Origin of the sequence: Flavobacterium kochi (genome assembly GCF_048286715.1) — a bacterium.
Lineage (GTDB): Bacteria > Bacteroidota > Bacteroidia > Flavobacteriales > Flavobacteriaceae > Flavobacterium.
Window position 1 is genome coordinate 12,799 of sequence record NZ_JBLVPW010000019.1, and the last position, 18,800, is coordinate 31,598.

17 protein-coding genes are annotated in these 18,800 nt (G+C 34.2%); 9 read left to right on the plus strand and 8 right to left on the minus strand.

What is annotated here, in order from left to right; translation table 11 throughout:
• Positions 1 to 166 precede the first annotated feature (166 nt).
• The 3 genes from ACNQGH_RS16265 to gcvP all read right to left on the minus strand — a co-directional run bounded on the left by ACNQGH_RS16265 (position 167) and on the right by gcvP (position 6,022).
• The gene (locus ACNQGH_RS16265; RefSeq protein WP_417957083.1) at positions 167 to 1,714 is read right to left on the minus strand and encodes a DUF6770 family protein; all 1,548 of its coding nucleotides are present in this window, start codon (positions 1,712 to 1,714) and stop codon (positions 167 to 169) included.
• A gap of 23 nt (positions 1,715 to 1,737) precedes the next feature.
• Positions 1,738 to 3,084: a M48 family metallopeptidase gene (locus ACNQGH_RS16270; RefSeq protein WP_417957085.1), complete on the minus strand. Its 1,347-nt coding sequence runs from the start codon at positions 3,082 to 3,084 to the stop codon at positions 1,738 to 1,740.
• Between the two features lie 88 nt (positions 3,085 to 3,172).
• The gene (gene gcvP, locus ACNQGH_RS16275) at positions 3,173 to 6,022 is read right to left on the minus strand and encodes an aminomethyl-transferring glycine dehydrogenase (RefSeq protein WP_417957086.1); all 2,850 of its coding nucleotides are present in this window, start codon (positions 6,020 to 6,022) and stop codon (positions 3,173 to 3,175) included.
• 136 nt (positions 6,023 to 6,158) lie between these two features.
• On the opposite strand from gcvP, the gene ACNQGH_RS16280 reads away from it, so the two are divergent.
• From ACNQGH_RS16280 to ACNQGH_RS16300, 5 genes are all read left to right on the plus strand, one after another.
• On the plus strand, positions 6,159 to 6,971 hold the full coding sequence (locus ACNQGH_RS16280) for a UbiA prenyltransferase family protein (protein ID WP_417957087.1): 813 nt from the start codon (positions 6,159 to 6,161) through the stop codon (positions 6,969 to 6,971).
• A gap of 223 nt (positions 6,972 to 7,194) precedes the next feature.
• Entirely contained in the window at positions 7,195 to 8,190 is a 996-nt protein-coding gene (locus ACNQGH_RS16285; RefSeq protein WP_417957088.1) for an ATP-binding protein, read from the plus strand.
• 207 nt (positions 8,191 to 8,397) lie between these two features.
• Entirely contained in the window at positions 8,398 to 8,577 is a 180-nt protein-coding gene (locus ACNQGH_RS16290; RefSeq protein ID WP_417957089.1) for a type II toxin-antitoxin system RelE/ParE family toxin, read from the plus strand.
• Between the two features lie 25 nt (positions 8,578 to 8,602).
• Entirely contained in the window at positions 8,603 to 8,809 is a 207-nt protein-coding gene (locus ACNQGH_RS16295; RefSeq protein ID WP_417957137.1) for a hypothetical protein, read from the plus strand.
• A complete protein-coding gene (locus ACNQGH_RS16300) occupies positions 8,754 to 8,906 on the plus strand; it encodes a helix-turn-helix domain-containing protein (protein ID WP_417957090.1) in 153 nt (50 codons plus the stop codon). The genes ACNQGH_RS16295 and ACNQGH_RS16300 overlap by 56 nt, the downstream gene beginning before the upstream one ends.
• A 212-nt stretch (positions 8,907 to 9,118) precedes the next feature.
• On the opposite strand, the gene ACNQGH_RS16305 is transcribed toward ACNQGH_RS16300, so the two are convergent.
• Positions 9,119 to 11,146: a M3 family metallopeptidase gene (locus ACNQGH_RS16305; protein WP_417957091.1), complete on the minus strand. Its 2,028-nt coding sequence runs from the start codon at positions 11,144 to 11,146 to the stop codon at positions 9,119 to 9,121.
• A 215-nt stretch (positions 11,147 to 11,361) separates the two neighbouring features.
• Between ACNQGH_RS16305 and ACNQGH_RS16310 the strand changes: the two genes are divergently transcribed.
• Positions 11,362 to 12,033: a hypothetical protein gene (locus ACNQGH_RS16310; protein WP_417957092.1), complete on the plus strand. Its 672-nt coding sequence runs from the start codon at positions 11,362 to 11,364 to the stop codon at positions 12,031 to 12,033.
• Between the two features lie 326 nt (positions 12,034 to 12,359).
• On the opposite strand, the gene purE is transcribed toward ACNQGH_RS16310, so the two are convergent.
• Genes purE through ACNQGH_RS16330 form a run of 4 tightly spaced genes read right to left on the minus strand, consistent with a single transcriptional unit; the run spans position 12,360 to position 15,972 of the window.
• Entirely contained in the window at positions 12,360 to 12,842 is a 483-nt protein-coding gene (purE, locus tag ACNQGH_RS16315; RefSeq protein WP_417957093.1) for a 5-(carboxyamino)imidazole ribonucleotide mutase, read from the minus strand.
• A 28-nt stretch (positions 12,843 to 12,870) separates the two neighbouring features.
• The gene (locus ACNQGH_RS16320) at positions 12,871 to 13,464 is read right to left on the minus strand and encodes an HNH endonuclease family protein (protein WP_417957094.1); all 594 of its coding nucleotides are present in this window, start codon (positions 13,462 to 13,464) and stop codon (positions 12,871 to 12,873) included.
• 4 nt (positions 13,465 to 13,468) lie between these two features.
• A complete protein-coding gene (locus ACNQGH_RS16325) occupies positions 13,469 to 14,755 on the minus strand; it encodes an AAA family ATPase (protein ID WP_417957095.1) in 1,287 nt (428 codons plus the stop codon).
• Positions 14,756 to 14,814: 59 nt separating this feature from the next.
• A complete protein-coding gene (locus tag ACNQGH_RS16330) occupies positions 14,815 to 15,972 on the minus strand; it encodes a 5-(carboxyamino)imidazole ribonucleotide synthase (protein ID WP_417957096.1) in 1,158 nt (385 codons plus the stop codon).
• Positions 15,973 to 16,189: 217 nt separating this feature from the next.
• Between ACNQGH_RS16330 and hpt the strand changes: the two genes are divergently transcribed.
• From hpt to ACNQGH_RS16345, 3 genes are all read left to right on the plus strand, one after another.
• Entirely contained in the window at positions 16,190 to 16,720 is a 531-nt protein-coding gene (gene hpt / locus ACNQGH_RS16335) for a hypoxanthine phosphoribosyltransferase (RefSeq protein ID WP_417957097.1), read from the plus strand.
• 12 nt (positions 16,721 to 16,732) lie between these two features.
• Complete coding sequence (locus ACNQGH_RS16340) at positions 16,733 to 17,320, plus strand: adenylate kinase (protein ID WP_417957098.1); 588 nt, start codon at positions 16,733 to 16,735, stop codon at positions 17,318 to 17,320.
• A 182-nt stretch (positions 17,321 to 17,502) separates the two neighbouring features.
• A complete protein-coding gene (locus tag ACNQGH_RS16345; RefSeq protein ID WP_417957099.1) occupies positions 17,503 to 18,777 on the plus strand; it encodes a hemolysin family protein in 1,275 nt (424 codons plus the stop codon).
• Positions 18,778 to 18,800 lie beyond the last annotated feature (23 nt).

The following is an 18,800-nucleotide window of genomic DNA, read 5'->3' on the forward strand; positions in this document are numbered from 1 at the left end:
GTAATAGTTTGTGATTGAAGTTCTCCTCGAGTTTAAATGCTTGCAATGCTAGTATGTGTTTGTTTGCAGGCCGGGATTTCTTTTTATAGCATAAAGTAATAGTAATTCTAATTAGATTTTAGGTACAGCCATAAAAAGAGCCACTAATGAAGTGGCTCTCAAGGGACTATTTTATATTTATTTTTTCTAAATGGACGTTTATTTCTTTCAATTTTTTATCATATTCCAGTAATAAAACATTTCCGACTTTTGCCGGCAGCACCCTGAAATCATTGTTGTTATTGTCACTTTCCAGGTAAATTTTATCTTCGGATAGTTGTCCGTTATCGCAAATTATAGTTTTAAAAGCATTTTTGTTTTTTTCTCCTTTTAGTCTTTCGTAATCAATGAAACAGGCGTAGAAACGATCATTTGCTTTGTCTAGCTGCGTATACTCATAATCAAACGCTCCAAATGCTTTTAATGCATGTGCATTTAACTGAGGGCTTCCGAAATCAGATAAACTTGGAGCTCTTGATTTTCCTTTTTCAAATTCCTGAATTCCTGTAAGTTCAAAATTGGAATTAAATTTAAAGACTACTGTATTTGTAATTGTAAGTTGTGTAACACTTGAGCCACTACCGCCGCCGGCTAAGATCGATAGTGTGGTCAGTGCAATACCTCCGGCATTTGCAGTTCTTTTATAGAACTCTCCAATAGCATAATAGTCATTGTTTTTTGTTCTTGCAATATTATGAAAATAGATGTATCCTTTGTCTTCAATGTAATTCCCGCTTACTTTTGCAATTTTTGCAACATCCTCTTTCCAGCTTGTAAAGTTTTCCTTTAACGTTTTCCCAGATGAGTCAACAACTTCCGTAAACAGACCTAAACTTTTATCGCTAATAATATTATCGCCTTCTTTAAAATATTCTCCCATTAAAACAACATTGCTGTCTTTGTCGAGGAATGCATTATTGATTAATCTGGGTTTACTGTCTTTGCTGTATTCTTTTTCATATAAAAGCACTCCGGTATTTACATCAATAATTTTTGTTTTTAGAGTAAGTTTTCTGGATAAAAGACTTGTTTTAGATGTTTCTAAAGCAACAATTACTTTGTCATTAACTTCAATAGGATTGATGGCCAATATTTCTTTCGAGTCCTCAGGAGAATTATATTCCCATGATTTGCCACCATCTGTCGGATAATATTTCAAAGAATATCCTATTTTTTTATTATCTTCAAACTTGTTGAAAATGAATCCTTTATTTTCAACAGGAAATATAATATTAAAATCACCGGTCTGTTGCATATATTGAATATAGCGGATTTCTTTACTCTCTAAAGGGATATCAATAGTTGGCAATTGATTGACTTTCTTGTCGTAGCTTAACAGGCTGATTTTTTTTTCTTTAAAATTAGCCATAGCAAACATAATCCCCTGATTGTTAAAGCTACTTTTCATTAAAAAAGTATTTTTATTGTCAATGTAAGTCTTCTTGGCAACTTCAACCAGATTTTTGTCTAAAACCTGAATTGCAAACTCACGGTCTCCTTTTTTTAGTTTGTCTATTTCATAGAAAAAGAAATAACCATCAACATTTTTCTCTTTGTCCAGGATTGCCCCTGAATTCTTTACTTTAAAAGTGTTGACTTCATTGATTTTTTTTTCTTGTGCCATGGTCAGATTGGCCACAAAGGAGATTAAAAGTAAAGTAGTGATTCTTTTCATAATTGGTGGGTGTTTGATTTGTATTAATAATTATTTAAACTCTTGAAAAAAGTATGTGCATTCTGAAATTCAGCATCGCCTTTGGATATCAATTCGTTTTTTTGACAAAAATAGTAACCAATTTTCCTGAGGTCTTTTAGTTCAAGATTGTTTAAAAACAACCTTATTTCGTTGATGTATTTTTCGTCGGAAAAAGAGTTTACCGGTCCGACATATTTTCCAAAAACATGTCTTTCTTTTAAAATGTATGCTTTTTGTAATAAGTAAGCGACATAACTGGTAAAGGTTTTGTTATCCAATTCATTTTTGTCGTGAAGGGATAATAACTGGTACAAGGCAAAGTCTAATTTCGAGTCGTCAAAAAAGATTTTAATGCTGTTTTCAGCTGTTTTTTTCTGCACCAGGCCTATTTCAGTTGTAGTTGCATTGGTCGTGGTAATTTTATAATTGTGCATTATGTTTTCTATCCGCAGTGGAATGTCCGGATGTGTTTTCAGGGAATCTTTATCAACTTCTAAATCATTGGCACTTTCAGTAATATCAAACATTTTGGTTTCTTTTTCAATCCATGCTTCTTTAAAGGGATATTCTTCAAATGTAAAATTTTGTCTTAAATTGGTCGGACTGTTGAAAAGCATACCATCAGTCCTGTCCAGTTTTTTCAGGATATTTACCGAAGCCTGTTTGTTGTATTTTGTATTGCTAAACAAAGTATAACCCAGGGAGTCCGCTTGGGTTTCTGCACTTCTGCTTCGTTTCATGAAATTAAATTTCAAATCCTTCAGTACCATGGTCACGGCTGATCTTCGACCATACTTCTGATTGGAAGCAGTATTTAGTTGCTGTTTAACATCCTTGGAACGGAATGTTTTGATGTATTCTTCGAGGGCTTTGTCATTATGTTTTAGGAGATAATGAGATAATTCATGACAGATAATAAAAGCCATTTCATCATTACTTTCAATAAGTGCGAATAACCCTAAATTGACTGAGAATATTCCGTTTCCGTAACAGGCAGCATTAGGAACCAGTGATTTGTTAATCAGAAAGTAAAAATCTTTTGTGTCAATCTGGGGATTGGAATGGTACACTGCAGTAAGTATTTTTTGAAGAAACCCATTAATGGTTTTGTCAAAAATAAAGGTACTATCCTGTACGTTTTTTAGAAAAGAGGCTTTTCTCTCTAAAAGTATTTCTTTTACTTTCTTTTGCTGACCAACGTCAAACTCGTTTATTTTAGTACTGGTTCTTTTAGTAAGGTAGGTTTCTAACGAATCAATACTGTTAGGGGAATAGCTAAATCCATAATTCTGGGCCTGGCATATTCCAAAATACGATAGCAGCAGAAAGCATAAGAGGTTTGTTTTCAAGCTTGTAAGATTTATTTTGCTAATACAAGTATAATGAAAATGCCCCGATAAATCGAGGCATTTTTGTTTTTTTTGAAATATTTTACTTTTAGTTTTCCATATACGCTTCAATTGGCGCACAAGAGCAAACCAAATTTCTGTCCCCATAAGCATCATCCGCTCTGCGAACAGTTGGCCAGAATTTATTTTCCGCAATATAATCTAATGGGAAAGCTGCTTGTTCACGAGTGTACGGGAAGTCCCAAACATCAGTTGTAAGCATTGCTAAAGTATGTGGTGAATTTTTCAGAACATTATTTTTATCTTCAAGAGTGGCAGCTTCAATTTCTTTACGTATTGAAATCATTGCGTCGCAAAAACGGTCTAACTCTTCTAAGTTTTCACTTTCAGTTGGTTCAATCATTAAGGTACCTGAAACTGGGAAAGAAACAGTAGGAGCGTGGAAACCATAATCCATTAAACGTTTTGCGATATCAGTCACTTCAATTCCCTTTTGCTTGAAAGGACGGCATTCTAAAATCATTTCGTGAGCTGCACGACCCATTTCTCCGGAATACAACGTATCAAAGTGACCGTTTAATTTCTCTTTAATATAGTTTGCGTTTAATATGGCATATTGAGTAGATTGTTTTAATCCTTCAGCACCTAACATTGAAATGTAACCATAAGAAATCAAACAAACTAATGCAGAGCCCCAAGGTGCTGCAGAAATGGCTGTGATTGCATTTTCTCCTCCCGTAGGAATTACCGGGTTTGACGGTAAGAACGGAACCAATTGCGGAGCAACACATATGGGGCCAACACCTGGTCCGCCACCACCGTGAGGAATAGCAAAGGTTTTGTGTAAGTTTAAGTGACAAACATCAGCGCCAATAGTTGCAGGATTTGTTAATCCTACCTGAGCATTCATGTTGGCACCGTCCATATAAACTTGTCCACCGTTATCGTGAATTAATTGTGTAATTTCTTTAATGGCACTTTCAAAAACACCGTGAGTTGACGGATACGTTACCATTAAACAAGAGAGGTTATCTTTATGTAAAATTGCTTTTTCACGTAAATCTTCAACGTCGATATTTCCGTTTTCTAAAGTTTTGGTAACAATAACTTTCATCCCTGCCATAGCTGCTGAAGCCGGATTTGTTCCGTGAGCTGATGATGGAATTAAAGCAATGTTTCTATGGTGATCTCCTCTTGACTGGTGGTATGCGCGAATTACCATTAATCCTGCATATTCCCCTTGAGCACCTGAGTTGGGTTGTAAAGTGGTTCCTGCAAAACCAGTGATAACATTTAATTGTTGTTCTAATTTGGCCAACATTTCCTGGTATCCTTGTGCTTGATCAAGTGGTGCAAATGGGTGAATGTTATTCCATTGCGGCATGCTTAAAGGCAGCATTTCTGAAGCAGCGTTTAGTTTCATTGTGCAAGAACCTAGTGAAATCATCGAATGATTCAAAGCCAAATCTTTTCGTTCTAACATTTTGATGTAACGCATCAAAGCGGTTTCCGAATGGAATTTGTTGAAAACATCATGTTGTAAGAACGTTGATGTTCTGTTTACGCTTTCTGGAAAATGATTGGTTTCCGATAAACTTTCAATTGTTGTTGCCTGAGTCTCTTTTGCGGAAGCAAAAACAGTAATAATTTTATTCAAATCGAAAATACTTGTTGTCTCGTTTAAAGAGATGGAAACGGTATTTTCGTCAATATAATAAAAGTTGATTTCGTTTTGTTCTGCAATAGCTTTTACTTTTTTAGCATCAGCCTGAACAACTATGGTGTCAAAGAAAGCAGTGTTGGTTTGTTGGAAACCTAATTTTTCTAATTCGTTTGCCAATGTAGCTGCCGAAGCATGTACTTTATCAGCGATATATTGCAAGCCTTTTGGTCCGTGATAAACGGCATACATTCCTGCCATAACGGACAATAAAACTTGTGCCGTACAGATATTTGAAGTGGCTTTGTCCCGTTTAATATGTTGCTCACGCGTTTGCAACGCCATACGCAACGCACGATTGCCGTTAGTGTCAACTGTTACACCGATGATTCTTCCAGGCATGCTTCTTTTGTATTCGTCTTTTGTAGCAAAATAGGCAGCGTGTGGACCACCATAACCCAACGGAATTCCGAAACGTTGTGTTGTTCCAAGAACGACGGCAGCACCCATTTCTCCAGGAGGAGTCAATTTTGCCAAACTCAAAATATCAGCAGCAACAGCTACTTTTATTTCGTTTGCAGCAGCTTTAGCTATGAAACTGGCATAGTCATGAACTTGTCCAAATTTTCCCGGATATTGAAGAATAGCTCCAAAATATTCCGTTGAAAAGTCAAAATCTTCATGGTTTCCAATTATTAATTCGACACCAACTGGTGTAGAACGTGTCTGTAAAACCGATAAAGTTTGAGGTAATATTTCTTCTGAAACAAAGAATTTGCAAACGTTATTTTTCTTTTGATCACGAGAACGAACATCGAAAAGCAATGCCATTGCTTCAGCAGCAGCAGTTGCTTCGTCCAATAAAGAAGCATTAGCTATTTCCATTCCGGTCAATTCAATCACCATAGTTTGAAAATTCAAAATTGCTTCTAAACGACCTTGAGCAATCTCAGCCTGATAAGGCGTGTAAGCAGTATACCATCCTGGGTTTTCAAAAACGTTTCTTTGAATAACTGCAGGAATAATAGCTGCATTGTAACCTAAACCAATATAGGATTGAAAAACTTTATTTTTATTCCCTAATTTTTGAATGTGATTTGCAAATTCATATTCGGTCATTGCCGGATCTAAATCCAAATCAGCTTTTAGACGAATATCACTTGGAATTGTCTCGAAAATCAATTGATCAAGCGTTTCCGCTCCAATCGTTTTCAACATATGTTGTAGGTCGTTTTCTCTTGGACCAATGTGTCTTAAAGCAAAAGCATCTGTTTTCATATAAAAATGTAGGTGTTGTTTTTTTAGTGGTGCAAAATTAAGTATTATTAATAATCTAAAAGGTATTTTAGGGCTACTTTTTTATCAATTTTTCAACTAAATGATGTATTTGCTCACAATTGATTAATTTTGTCTAATGAAGATTTTTAAACACCTACTCAATTTTTATATCAACAGCAGTATTCATGTGGGGTTGTCGTGTTATGCCCTGGTGAGAATGACGCAACATATGTTCCATATTTCGTGTGATGAACCGATAGCTAATTTTGTTTTTTTTGGAACAATTGTAGGATATAATTTCGTAAAATATGATGCGTTGGCCAGAGCTAAAAAACTAAAGATGCGTAAAGAGTTGAAAATCATCGCTGGATTTAGTTTTTTCGCACTTATTTTGGTAGGTTTTTATTTTTTTCAGCTGCAGCGGATTACCCAAATCGTAGCGGTAGCTTTTTTGAGTATCACTTTATTGTATACGCTTCCGTTTTTTCCAAACAGAAAAAATGCCAGAAACTGGGCTGGTGTAAAAATCTATATTGTGGCTTTGTGTTGGGTAGGAGCGACTTTAGTTCTGCCAATTTTGAATGCAGGTGTTTCAATTGCGCTTGATTTTTATCTGAAATGCATGCAGCGCTTTATCCTGATTTTTGTATTGGTGCTTGTTTTTGAAATTATTGATTTGGCGAATGATGATCCGCATTTGCAAACCGTACCGCAACAAATAGGGGTGAAGCGAACGAAAATTTTGGGATCGTTACTTCTGATTCCGTTTTATTTTCTGGAATTTCTAAAAAGTAATTTTGATGAAAACCAGTTAATTGTAAACCTGGTATTAGTGATTATGATTTCGTTATTTCTGCTTTTTGCCAATGAAAAACGCTCGAAATATTATACTTCTTTTTGGGTAGAAAGTATACCCATTGTTTGGTGGCTGATGGTTTTGTTGTTTTAGTAAAGCTCAAATTTGGTGAATGTATTCACCAAAAACAGTATGAATTTGGTGAACGTATTCACCAAAAAAACTATAAACTTGGTGAATACGATATAATTGTAGTATGTTTCTTTAAAATTTACAGTTATGATTACTAGAGATTTAACGTCAATAATAGAGAAGAATTTAAGGAAGGGCAAAATTATTGTATTAATAGGTTCCGCGACAGGTTGGTAAAACTACATTGATTAACTCTTTATTAAAGGACATTTCGTTTCTGTTTCTTGATGGTGAGGATACCATTGTAGTTGATTCTTTAGCAAATGCAAATACTGAAACCTTAAAAAATATTATTGGAAATTATAAATACGTTTTTATTGATGAGGCACGACGGATTCCTACTATTGGCTTAAAACTAAAGAATATTGTTGATCAAATCAAAGATGTGCAAGTGATTGTCAGCGGTTCTTCAGCTTTTGATATTAATCATGTCACACAAGAACCATTGACGGGACGCAAATTTGAATACCGTTTATATCCCATTTCCTGGAACGAATTTGAAACGAATGTAGGTTATATAAAAGCGCAACAGCAATTGGAGTTGCGGTTGCTTTATGGAATGTATCCAGATGTGATAAATAACTTTGGTAATGAATATGAAATTTTGAAAAACCTTGTTTCCAGCTACTTATATAAAGATGTTTTGAGTTTAGCGGGTATCAGGAAATCGGACGTTTTAGAAAAAATATTGCAAGCCTTAGCTTTTCAAGTTGGTAGTGAGGTAAGCTATAATGAAATAGCACAATTAGTTGGTATAGATAAAAATACGGTTAATAATTATATAGATTTGTTGGAGAAGGCTTTTGTGATTTTTAGATTAAATAGTTTTAGTAAAAACTTGAGAAATGAGATAAAGGCAAACAGGAAAATCTATTTTTACGACAATGGTGTTCGGAATATGTTGATTGGAAATTTCAATTCACTCTTGTGGGAAAATTTTTTAATTTCAGAGCGATTTAAAAGGCTGTCTTATTCTCAAAGTTTGTCAAAACCTTACTTTTGGAGAACCACACAGCAGCAGGAAATAGATTATATTGAAACTAATGCTGATGCAGTCAGTGCTTTTGAATTCAAATGGTCTTCCACTAAAAAAGCGAAGTTGCCTAAATCATTTCAAGAAGCATATCAACCCAGTTTTTTGGTGGTAAATAAGGAAAATTTCAGAGAGTTTTTGAAGTAAATCGTTTTTTTTATTAAAATACACAAAGTTATCTAATTGACTAACTGTGTCAAATGAATCAGAAATTTATTAGAGAGGTCGTTTATTACGAAGATTATTATCTTGATTTTTTTAACGTTCAAAAAGAATACGTTAAGAATAAATTTAACTGGTACATTACAGTTAATTTCAACTCAATAGAGAATTCCCTAAAAATTTTTTAAACATTTGACTGGTTCTGACGAAATATTTGAAGTTCGTATTGAAGTTGGTTCAGATATTTTTAGAGATTTTAGCTTTTTTGACAAAGGAAAAATTGTTGTCTTAGTTAACGGATTTCAGAAGAAAACGCAAAAAACACCTAAATCAGAATTAAAATTGCTGAAAAACTCAAAGCAGAATATTTAGAATATAAATATAAAAAGTAACGATTATGAAAACTGAAAATAAAAAAATATCATCATTTACTGAGCATTTAGATGCTCAATACGGAAAAATAGGAACCGAAACCGTGAAAAATACGAAGAAGAGTACGAGATATTTGAACATGGTGTTTGTTGCAAGAAATGCGAAAAGAACGTGGAATGACACAAGAACAAGTGGCATCAAAATGTGGAACAACAAAATCGTATATATCTAAAATTGAAAATAACGCAAGTGGCATAAGACTTTCAACATTAATGAGAATAATTAGGCTAGGTTTAGGGGGACACTTAAAGTTAAGTTTAACCGAATAAAGGCACCACCCATCAACACTTGCTACAATAGATTTGGGCAATTGGCAACTGAAAGTAAAATGAGTGAGACATAAAGAAAAACCCAATATGTTTTAACGACCAATGCAATAATAGAAAAATGTAATCTTGGATTTCTCTAATAGATTGGTGAAGAAATAAACTTAGGAATTTTAAAAAAAAACCGAAGCTTTAAAAACTTCGGTTTTTTAGTTTTATAGTAACCCCGCTCTTTTCAATAGCGCTTCCGGTTTTGGTTCTTGTCCTCTAAAGCGTTTGTACAAAATCATCGGATGTTCTGTTCCGCCTTTCGAAAGTACATTGTCCTTGAATTTGGTTGCTACTTCTTTATTGAAAATCCCTTTTTCCTGGAAATATTCGAAGGCATCAGCATCAAGAACTTCCGCCCATTTGTAGCTGTAGTAACCAGAAGAATAACCGCCTTGAAAAATATGAGAAAAAGAAGTGCTCATTGCATTTTCCTTTACATCAGGATACAATTGTGTGGCTGCAAATTGTTCTGTTTCGAAAGCTTTGATGTCTTTGATGTTTGATGGATCCTGTGCATGCCATCCCATATCTAACAAACCAAAACTCAATTGACGCATCGTCGCCATTCCTTCCTGAAAACTGGCACTTTCTTTAATTTTATGAACCAATTTTATTGGAATCATTTCGCCGGTTTGATAATGATAGGCGAACAAAGCCAGTGCTTCCGGCTCGTAACACCAGTTTTCCAGAATCTGACTCGGTAATTCTACGAAATCCCAGTACACACTTGTTCCTGATAAACTAGGATACGTTGTGTTGGCTAACATGCCGTGCAAGGCGTGACCAAATTCATGAAACAAAGTCGTTACTTCGTTAAAAGTTAATAACGATGGTTTCGTTTCGGTAGGTTTCGTAAAATTGCACACAATGGAAACATGCGGTCTTTCGTTAGTTCCTTTTTTTATGTATTGCGATTTAAAAGAGGTCATCCAGGCTCCGTTACGTTTGCCTTTTCTTGGAAAGAAATCAGCATAAAATACAGCAACCAATTGATTGTCTTCATCTTTTACTTCGTACGTTTTTACTTCTTCATTGTATTTGTCCACTTCGAAAATTTCTTCGAAAGTGATTCCATATAATTTTTGTGCTACGGTAAAAGCACCGTCCAATACTTTTTCCAATTGGAAATACGGTTTTAATATTTCATCATCCAAATTGAATAGTTGTTGTTTCAGTTTCTCCGAATAATAGGCACTATCCCATTTTTCAAGCTGTTCAATACCATCTAGTTCTTTTGCAAAAGCAGTCAATTGAGCAAATTCTTTCAAAGCTGCCGGTTTGGCTTTTTCTAATAAGTCATTCGAAAATGTTTTTACTTTCTCCGGACTTTCTGCCATTCTTTCTTCAAGTACAAAATGAGCGTGCGTAGCATAACCTAAAACCTGTGCTCTGTCAAAACGCAATTTGGCAATTTTAAGCACAATTTCCTGATTGTCAAATTCGTTATTTTGAAACCCTTTGGCGCCAAAAGCGATTGCCATTTTCTTGCGCAACTCGCGATTGTCAGCATAAGTAACAAAAGGGACATAGCTTGGGTAATCCAATGTAAAAATCCATCCTTCTTTTTCTTGGCTTTTAGCCAAAGAGCGAGCGGCTTCGACAGTTCCTTCCGGTAAACCAGCTAAATCGGATTCATCCGTAATATGCAATTGAAAAGCGTGAGTTTCGGCTAAAACATTTTCGCCAAACTGTAAACTCAATTTCGATAATTCTTTGTCGATTTCTCTTAATTGATTCTTTTTGTCTTCCGGCAAATTAGCTCCGTTTCTGGAAAAACTTTTGTATTTTTTATCTAAAAGCGTGGTTTGTTCCGGATTTAGATTCAGCTTTTCTCTTTGCTCATAAACGGTTTTTACCCGGGCGAATAAATCAGGATTAAGACGAACATCATTTCCAAATTCAGATAATAAAGGAGAAACTTCCTGAGCAATTTTTTGAATTTCATCATTTGTTTCTGCTGAATTCAAGTTGAAAAAGATACTTGAGATTCTATCCAAAACATCTCCGCTGAAGGCCAATGCTTCAATAGTGTTTTGGAAAGTTGGTTTTATCGGATTTCTTACAATGGCATCGATTTCGGATTTTGCTAATTCGATTCCTTTTTGAAAAGCAGGAAGGAAATCTTCGTTCTTTATTTTTGAAAAAGGGGCCGTATTATATTTTGTATTGAAATGGTGGGTCAGTATACTCATTTGTAATTTTTTTAGTAAAAATAATTCGATGTTTAAGATAACAAAGGTATGGATTTAATGAAAAAAATGGAGTTGCAGCAGCTATTGATTTACCTTAAAATGCTCGAGTGGATTGTGTTATTTAAATGTTATTTATTTCATATCGAAGGAATAAACCCTTAAATTGTAAAAAAAGATTGGTTTTTGAACAAACGAATCAAAAAAAGAAATTAAGTATGAATTATCAAATTGTAATAAAAAGTGCCAACACTGTTGATCAAATCGAGGAGTATTGGACAAATGAAGATTATATCAAACTGCTTGAAAAATTCGATTATCCGGATGCTTCAGATGCTGATGCGGCCAGTTTAAGAGAATTGTTATTTATGGCAATTTCTGATTTTGAACCTAAAGATGCTGCTGTGATTGTATTGGAATACAAATTGTCAGAGGATTTAAACGAAGGTCAGATTCAACAGATCTCAAACGATATGTTTTTAGACAAAGTCTGTGAAGAATATCCTGAAATAGGTTTGCATTCGACGCTGTTTCATGTGAACCAATTGCTTTTTAAAGCATATAACGGTAAGTTTCCTAATGCAAAAGCCACAATTATTGAGTGTAGTATTACACCATTAGAAGGCGAAAGTGAAATGGAACTAACGAAAGAAAATGTTTTAAAATTATTAAGCAATGGTTTGTCTGATAGTAATCTTATCAAAAGATTGTTTGATCATGCGATGAATGAAAATGCACCTTTTCCGGAAGCGGAAGCTATTTTGTGGAATTTAACCACCTCGGATAATGTAAATTATGCTGCAACCACTTCGGAATATTGGTTGAGTAAGAAAGATATAATTGCTTCAGAATTTGAAGGAGTTCTGGAAGTTGAAGTGAACATGGAATAAAGAAGCATAGATTTTGAAATCAATAACAGAAAAGCTCTCATTTTGGAAGTCCCTGTTTTTGCATCAAAATTAGCCTACAGTGTTGTACGTAAATTAGCCTATCATGCGAATATAATAAATTAAGGAATAGGTTTTTGTTAATTTAAACATGTAAACTATTGAATAATAGATTGTTTGAATTTTAAGCCTTAGTTATATAAGGTTGTAGTTATTCAACATAAAAAAGTCCTCTAAAAAGAGGACTTAAATTGCTGTCACTTAGTTACGTTTCAATTAGAAAGAGGCTTGACTAAAAAACCGTTCTGAAAAAAGCGCCTGTCTTACTATTATTTACGGAGTGTTTCTGAGGCAATATCTACGGCTTCTTTCAATCCTGTTTTATACAATATTATTCGGTCAAGGACATTTTTGTTGTGACTTCCTATAATTTGAGCGGCAAGAATTCCTGCATTTTTAGCTCCGTTTAGTGCCACTGTTGCTACAGGAACACCACCCGGCATTTGAAGAATAGACAAAATACTATCCCAACCATCGATGGAATTACTGGATTTCACCGGGACTCCAATTACTGGGAGTGGAGACATTGAAGCGACCATTCCTGGCAAATGTGCAGCACCGCCGGCGCCGGCAATAATAACCGAAATTCCACGATGATGTGCATTTTTGCTAAAATCGAATAATTTTTCCGGAGTTCTGTGTGCGGAAACAATATCAACTTCTGTTTCTATGTCAAATGCTTTTAGAATGTCTATTGCTTCCTGCATTACGGGCATGTCAGAAATGCTTCCCATTATAACGGCTACTTTCATGTTTTATTTTTTGTTTTTTGTTTTGTGTTTATTGCAGTTCTGGAAGCATTTCCCAAATGTCTATTTTGAATTCTTCCTGAATTGCTCTTAAATAAGAGATGTACTTTATTTCAATATCAATTTTATCTTGAAAATAATTTTTTATATCGTCTTCACTTTGAAGTCCCCTGTCGTTAATTGCCTCTTTTCTGCGTTTAATGTAGTTTTTTCGGTCTTCAGCCCTTTTATGATTGTTTAGGTCCAACAAATTAATTAGATTGTTTGCTTCATTATCTCCTGGTTTGGCAAAATATTCGACATCAGAGTAGATAATCCTTTGTTCAAAATCATCAGCATATGGCATTAATATTGGTTCTAGCCAATTATTAGTTTTTCTTTGATTTGGAAGGTGTTTAACTTTGGACCAATTATGGTAATTGTCATTTTCTGAATCTTTTAAATTTGGATTAAAATGTTCAATATCATTAGCGTCATCAGATGAAATATATTGTTCGGTATAGGTGCAGAAATTTTTTTGTTCTTTTAGGAGCATGCTTCCTAATCTAGAATTATCTCTATTGGAATTGTAAGTTAAGTTGTCAGATACTATTGATAAAAAAGGGTTTTTAAATATTTTTTTCATAAAACTAAAAATTATATTTGTCCCCTATAGTTTCAATTTCTTTTTGAAGTTGCTTCTTTTTTGTTGTATTTTCTTCAAAAAGCATTTGTCTTTTCTTTTCTAGATAATCGTTGTAAACTTCTTGACCTGCTTTATTAATAAGTTGAGTAAGACCAAAATCATTAAACAAAATGTCATTTGGATCATCACCAATTGGAGAACTTCCTCTACGAACAGCAACTTTACCTTTTTCGTCAAAATAAAGAATAAAACGTTCGTCCGGCTCAAAAGCAGCTGCTATAAAGGGAGAGTGAGTGGCTACAATAAATTGTGCTTCCGGAGCCAGATTTGTATAACAGTCCATTAAATCCATTTGCATATCTGGATATAAAGAGCGTTCGGGTTCGTCCATCAAAATAATAGAGTCTTTTGTGTCTAGTTTGTAAAGAGGTAATAATGATAGTAACAAACCTTTAGTTCCAGTACTTGTATCTTGAATTGGAATTGTTTCATCAGTTCTTTTATTTTTTATAGGTATTGAATATTCGGTATCAACTAGATCTACTTCTAAAAATAATTTCTCTAAAATTGGATTGATTTTTTTAGCAAAAGATTCTAATTGATTAGGATTATCTTTTTGCCATTTTTGAAATTCTGAATCTAACTTTTTGGCATTAGCAAGTAAACCTTTATGGATTAATTCAGACATTTTTTTTGTGAAACTTTTACGATAATTTAAAATTTCGTTTAATAAAAAAAGCCAGATTTGAGGTTCGACATCATCGTTAAATAATATACCATACTCCTTATATTCAATACAGCTTTCTATATTTTGAAGTTCAACGCTATGTTTTTCTATTAAGTCAATTGGATTTTTTGAAAAAAGTTCAATGTTTTTTTTAGAGATTAAATTGGCTTTAAAATAAAAAACATCTTTTTTAGTGTCAATAGGTATTAAGGGAGTTACTCCTCCACCTATATTTCCGTATTTATAATGTTGGTTTTTAAAAAAAAACTCGTCATTTTTTTGTTTATAAACAGTGTCATTTATTGTAAATTCAATTTCTCCGTTTAATCCCGCTTTATTATTTCTAATTGATAGATGCTCTCCATTTATTACTTCCAGGTTTAAAGCGACCTTGTTATAATCATAAATTAAGTCCAACAAACTCATTTTTCCAGTTGCACTTTGTCCAATAAAACATATTTTATCCAAAGGCTGTCCTTTACGGTCACCGCTTTGATACGTAAAATCAAACGTTAGATTTTCTAAATGTATAAATTGATCGATATGTAATTTTGAAATTTTCACGTATTGAATTTTGAATTGGGGTTGTGAAATTGAGACTGGAACTAAAAATTAAAAACAGATTATCGATTACTGATCACCCGAATCGTATTTTTTACTTTTTCGGCAATTTTTCTAGCTTCATCAATATTTTTATTTACAATGGTAACATGTCCCATTTTTCTAAACGGGCGTGTCTCTTTCTTGCCATAAATGTGAGGTGTAACGCCGTCCCAACTTAATATTTTTTCAATATTTTCGTAAACTACATCACCAGAAAAACCTTCTGCGCCAGATAAATTTACCATAATGCCGGCAACTTTACTAGCGGTATTTCCCAAAGGCAAATTGAGAATGGCGCGTAAATGATTCTCGAATTGTGAAGTATAACTGGCTTCAATGGAATAATGTCCGGAATTGTGCGGGCGAGGAGCGACTTCGTTAACTAAGATTTCGTCGTCTTCAGTTTGAAACATTTCGACTGCCAAAAGTCCAACATGATTAAATTTCTCAGAAACATTTAATGCGATGGCGATCGCTTTTTTAGCAACAGTATCATCGATACGAGCAGGACAAATCACGTATTCCACTTGGTTGGCTTCAGGATGGAATTCCATTTCTACCACAGGATAGGTTTTTATTTCACCCGATGGATTGCGGCAAACGATAACGGCCAGCTCATTTTTGAAAGGAACCATTTCTTCAGCAATGCATTCTACATTGGCTAAATTATCCAAATCTGAAATTTCTCTAATAACTTTAACGCCATTTCCGTCGTAACCAAATTCGGTGCATTTCCAAACAAAAGGCAACTTTAATTTGGAATCCAGTATAGCAACAACCATGCTTTTTAGATTAGCAAATTGTTTGTAGTTTGCAGTCGGAATACCGTGTTTTGTGTAAAAATCTTTCTGAATTCCTTTATTTTGGATCAGTTTCAATGTTTTGGGAGATGGATATACTTTTAATCCCTCTTCCTCAAGTTTTGTCAAAGCCTCAAGATTAACCAACTCGATTTCAAAAGTTAAAACGTCAACCAGTTTTCCAAAATTGTAAACCGTTTCAAAATTCATTAAATCCCCTTTGAAGAATCTATTACAAGCTATTTTACATGGCGCTTCATCGCTTGGATCAAGAACATAGGTCTGTATATCGAATTTTCGGGTATCAAGCAACAGCATTTTGCCGAGTTGTCCGCCACCGAGAATTCCCAGTTTGAAATCAGAAGAAAAGTAATTCATTACGAGATTGTTTATTATGAGCAAAGATACTTCATAATGATCGAATAGGAAAATGCTATTTTATTTTCTTCGGAATTTATGTTGCATCATTTATTGCTTTTACTACATTTTAAGTTGGTTTTTTGTGAAATTTACTTAAAATTACAAATTAATGCCCATTTATCAATTGTCAAATCCGAATTCTGTATCTTTGCGCATTATTTTAAACACGAAAATAATGATACAACTTCACGATAAACAATTTGTTCCGTTTATTTCTGCCAAAGAAATTGACTTTGCAATCGAAAAAATGGTTGCTCAAATAGAAGCTGATTTTGGTGATGAAATACCAGTATTTATAGGTGTCCTGAATGGCTCTTTTATGGTAGTTTCTGATTTTATGAAACTGTATAAAAAACCATGTGAGGTATCTTTCATAAAAACTTCCTCTTACGAGGGAACTTCTTCCACTAACGAAGTGAAACAATTAATAGGATTGAATCAGGATTTGACCGGACGCTCTGTTATTATAATAGAAGATATCGTAGATACCGGGAATACTTTAGTAGCGCTGAAAGAAGCATTCAAAAAACAAAATGTAAAGCATTTTAAAATAGCAACACTTTTTTTTAAACCGGAAGCCTATACAAAGGACATGAAAATAGATTATGTTGGAATCAGAATTCCAAACAAATTTATTGTAGGTTTTGGCTTAGATTATGATGGTTTAGGAAGGAATTTACCCGAAGTATATAAATTAAAAGAATAACTACACAACAACATGACTAACATTGTTTTATTTGGAAAACCAGGAGCAGGTAAAGGAACTCAGGCAGAATTTTTAAAAGAAAAATACAAATTAACGCATATCTCCACTGGTGATGTATTTCGTTTTAATTTAAAAAACGATACAGAACTTGGGAAGCAAGCAAGAGTATATATGGATGCTGGGGATCTAGTGCCAGATGAATTGACTACTAAAATGCTAATCGATGAGGTAAATAAACACCCGGACACAAATGGGATTTTGTTTGACGGTTATCCGAGAACAATTTCACAAGCCGAAGCTTTAGATGCGTTTCTTACTTCAATCGGGTCTCAGGTTGCTGCCACAATTGCACTGGAAGCCGATGACGAGATTCTAATTCAGCGTTTGTTGGAAAGAGGGAAAACAAGTGGTAGAATTGACGATCAGGATGAAGAAAAAATCAGAAATCGTTACCAGGAATATAATGAAAAAACAGCGCCCTTGATGAATTATTATCAGGAGCAAGGGAAATTTCACACTGTAAACGGAATAGGTTCAATTGCTGAAATTACCGAAAGAGTAAGTAACGTCATTGATAATTTATATTACAAGACCTCGTAAAAAAAACTATTTTTCTAAGTCATAAAGGGCTTCCTTGGGTCGCTCTTTTTTGACAGGAAAAATCATTTTTTTTTAACCCCTGAGCTAGTGCACTGTCATCCGGATAAAAATCCAGGTTGCAAATTTCAGAAAGTAAAAATTCAGGAATCAGATTTTAAACAAAAAACGAATCAACTAAAAAATTGGAAATACTAATAATATTTTTTCTAATACTGTTAAATGGGGTTTTCTCTATGTCTGAAATCGCACTGATTTCTGCTCGAAAAAACAGATTGGAGACCGCAGCAAAAAAAGGAAATAAAAGTGCTAAAATCGCATTGGATTTGGCCAATTCTCCAAATAAATTTTTGTCGACAGTACAAATAGGAATAACACTGATAGGGATTCTTACCGGTATTTATAGTGGTGATAAAATAACATCAGATGTAGAAACATTTGTAAAGGGAATCGAGTTATTAAGACCCTATGCACATCCTGTGGCTGTTGGAATTGTGGTAGTGATCCTGACTTTTTTCTCTTTGGTTTTAGGGGAGTTATTACCTAAAAGAATAGGATTGAATCATCCGGAATCCATTGCTAAAGCTGTGGCATTACCCATGAAAGTGGTGTCAATTGTTACAGCGCCATTCATTTGGATGCTGACCACTTCAACAGATTTTTTATTGGATATTTTAAAAATAAAACCCACTGCTGACGGTAGGGTAACCGAAGAGGAGATCAAGGCCATTATCAAAGAAGGAACCGAAGGCGGAGAGGTACAGGAAATAGAGCAGGATATAGTGGAGCGTGTTTTTCATATTGGGGACCGAAAAATAAACTCATTGATGACGCATAGAAAGTCAGTAGTTTTTTTACCTTTGCATTCTGATAAAGAACAGGTTAAGGAATTCATGCTAAAAGAATTGCATTCTATTTATCCCGTCTATAGTCAAAATTACGATGATATTGTTGGGGTCGTTAATCTTAAAAATATTTTTGCTCATTTTGAGAATGGAAACTTCAATTTGGCGGATATAATGACCGAAGCTCCTTTTATGATGGAGCAAACCACTGCTTATATAGCCTTAGAAAACTTCAAAAAAACAGGTATTCATTATGCATTTGTCACTGATGAATACGGTGTTTTTCAAGGTGTAATTACTTTGAATGATATTCTGGAAGCCTTGGTAGGAGATGCTTCTGATTTTTATAAAGATGATTTTCAGTTGATTGAAAGAGAAGATGGCAGTTGGCTGGTTGACGGACATTATTCATTGCATGATTTCTTGACTTACTTTGAATTGGATGAATTAATCAATGATTACGAAGTAACGACGGTGAGTGGCTTAATAATGACGGAACTCTCCCATATTCCTAAACAGGGGGAGAAATTAATTTGGCAAAAATTTGAGTTGGAAGTCATTGATATGGATGGCGTGAAGATTGATAAGGTGATGGTGAAAGCATTAAAAAATTAAATAGCTTAGGATTAAATTGCTCA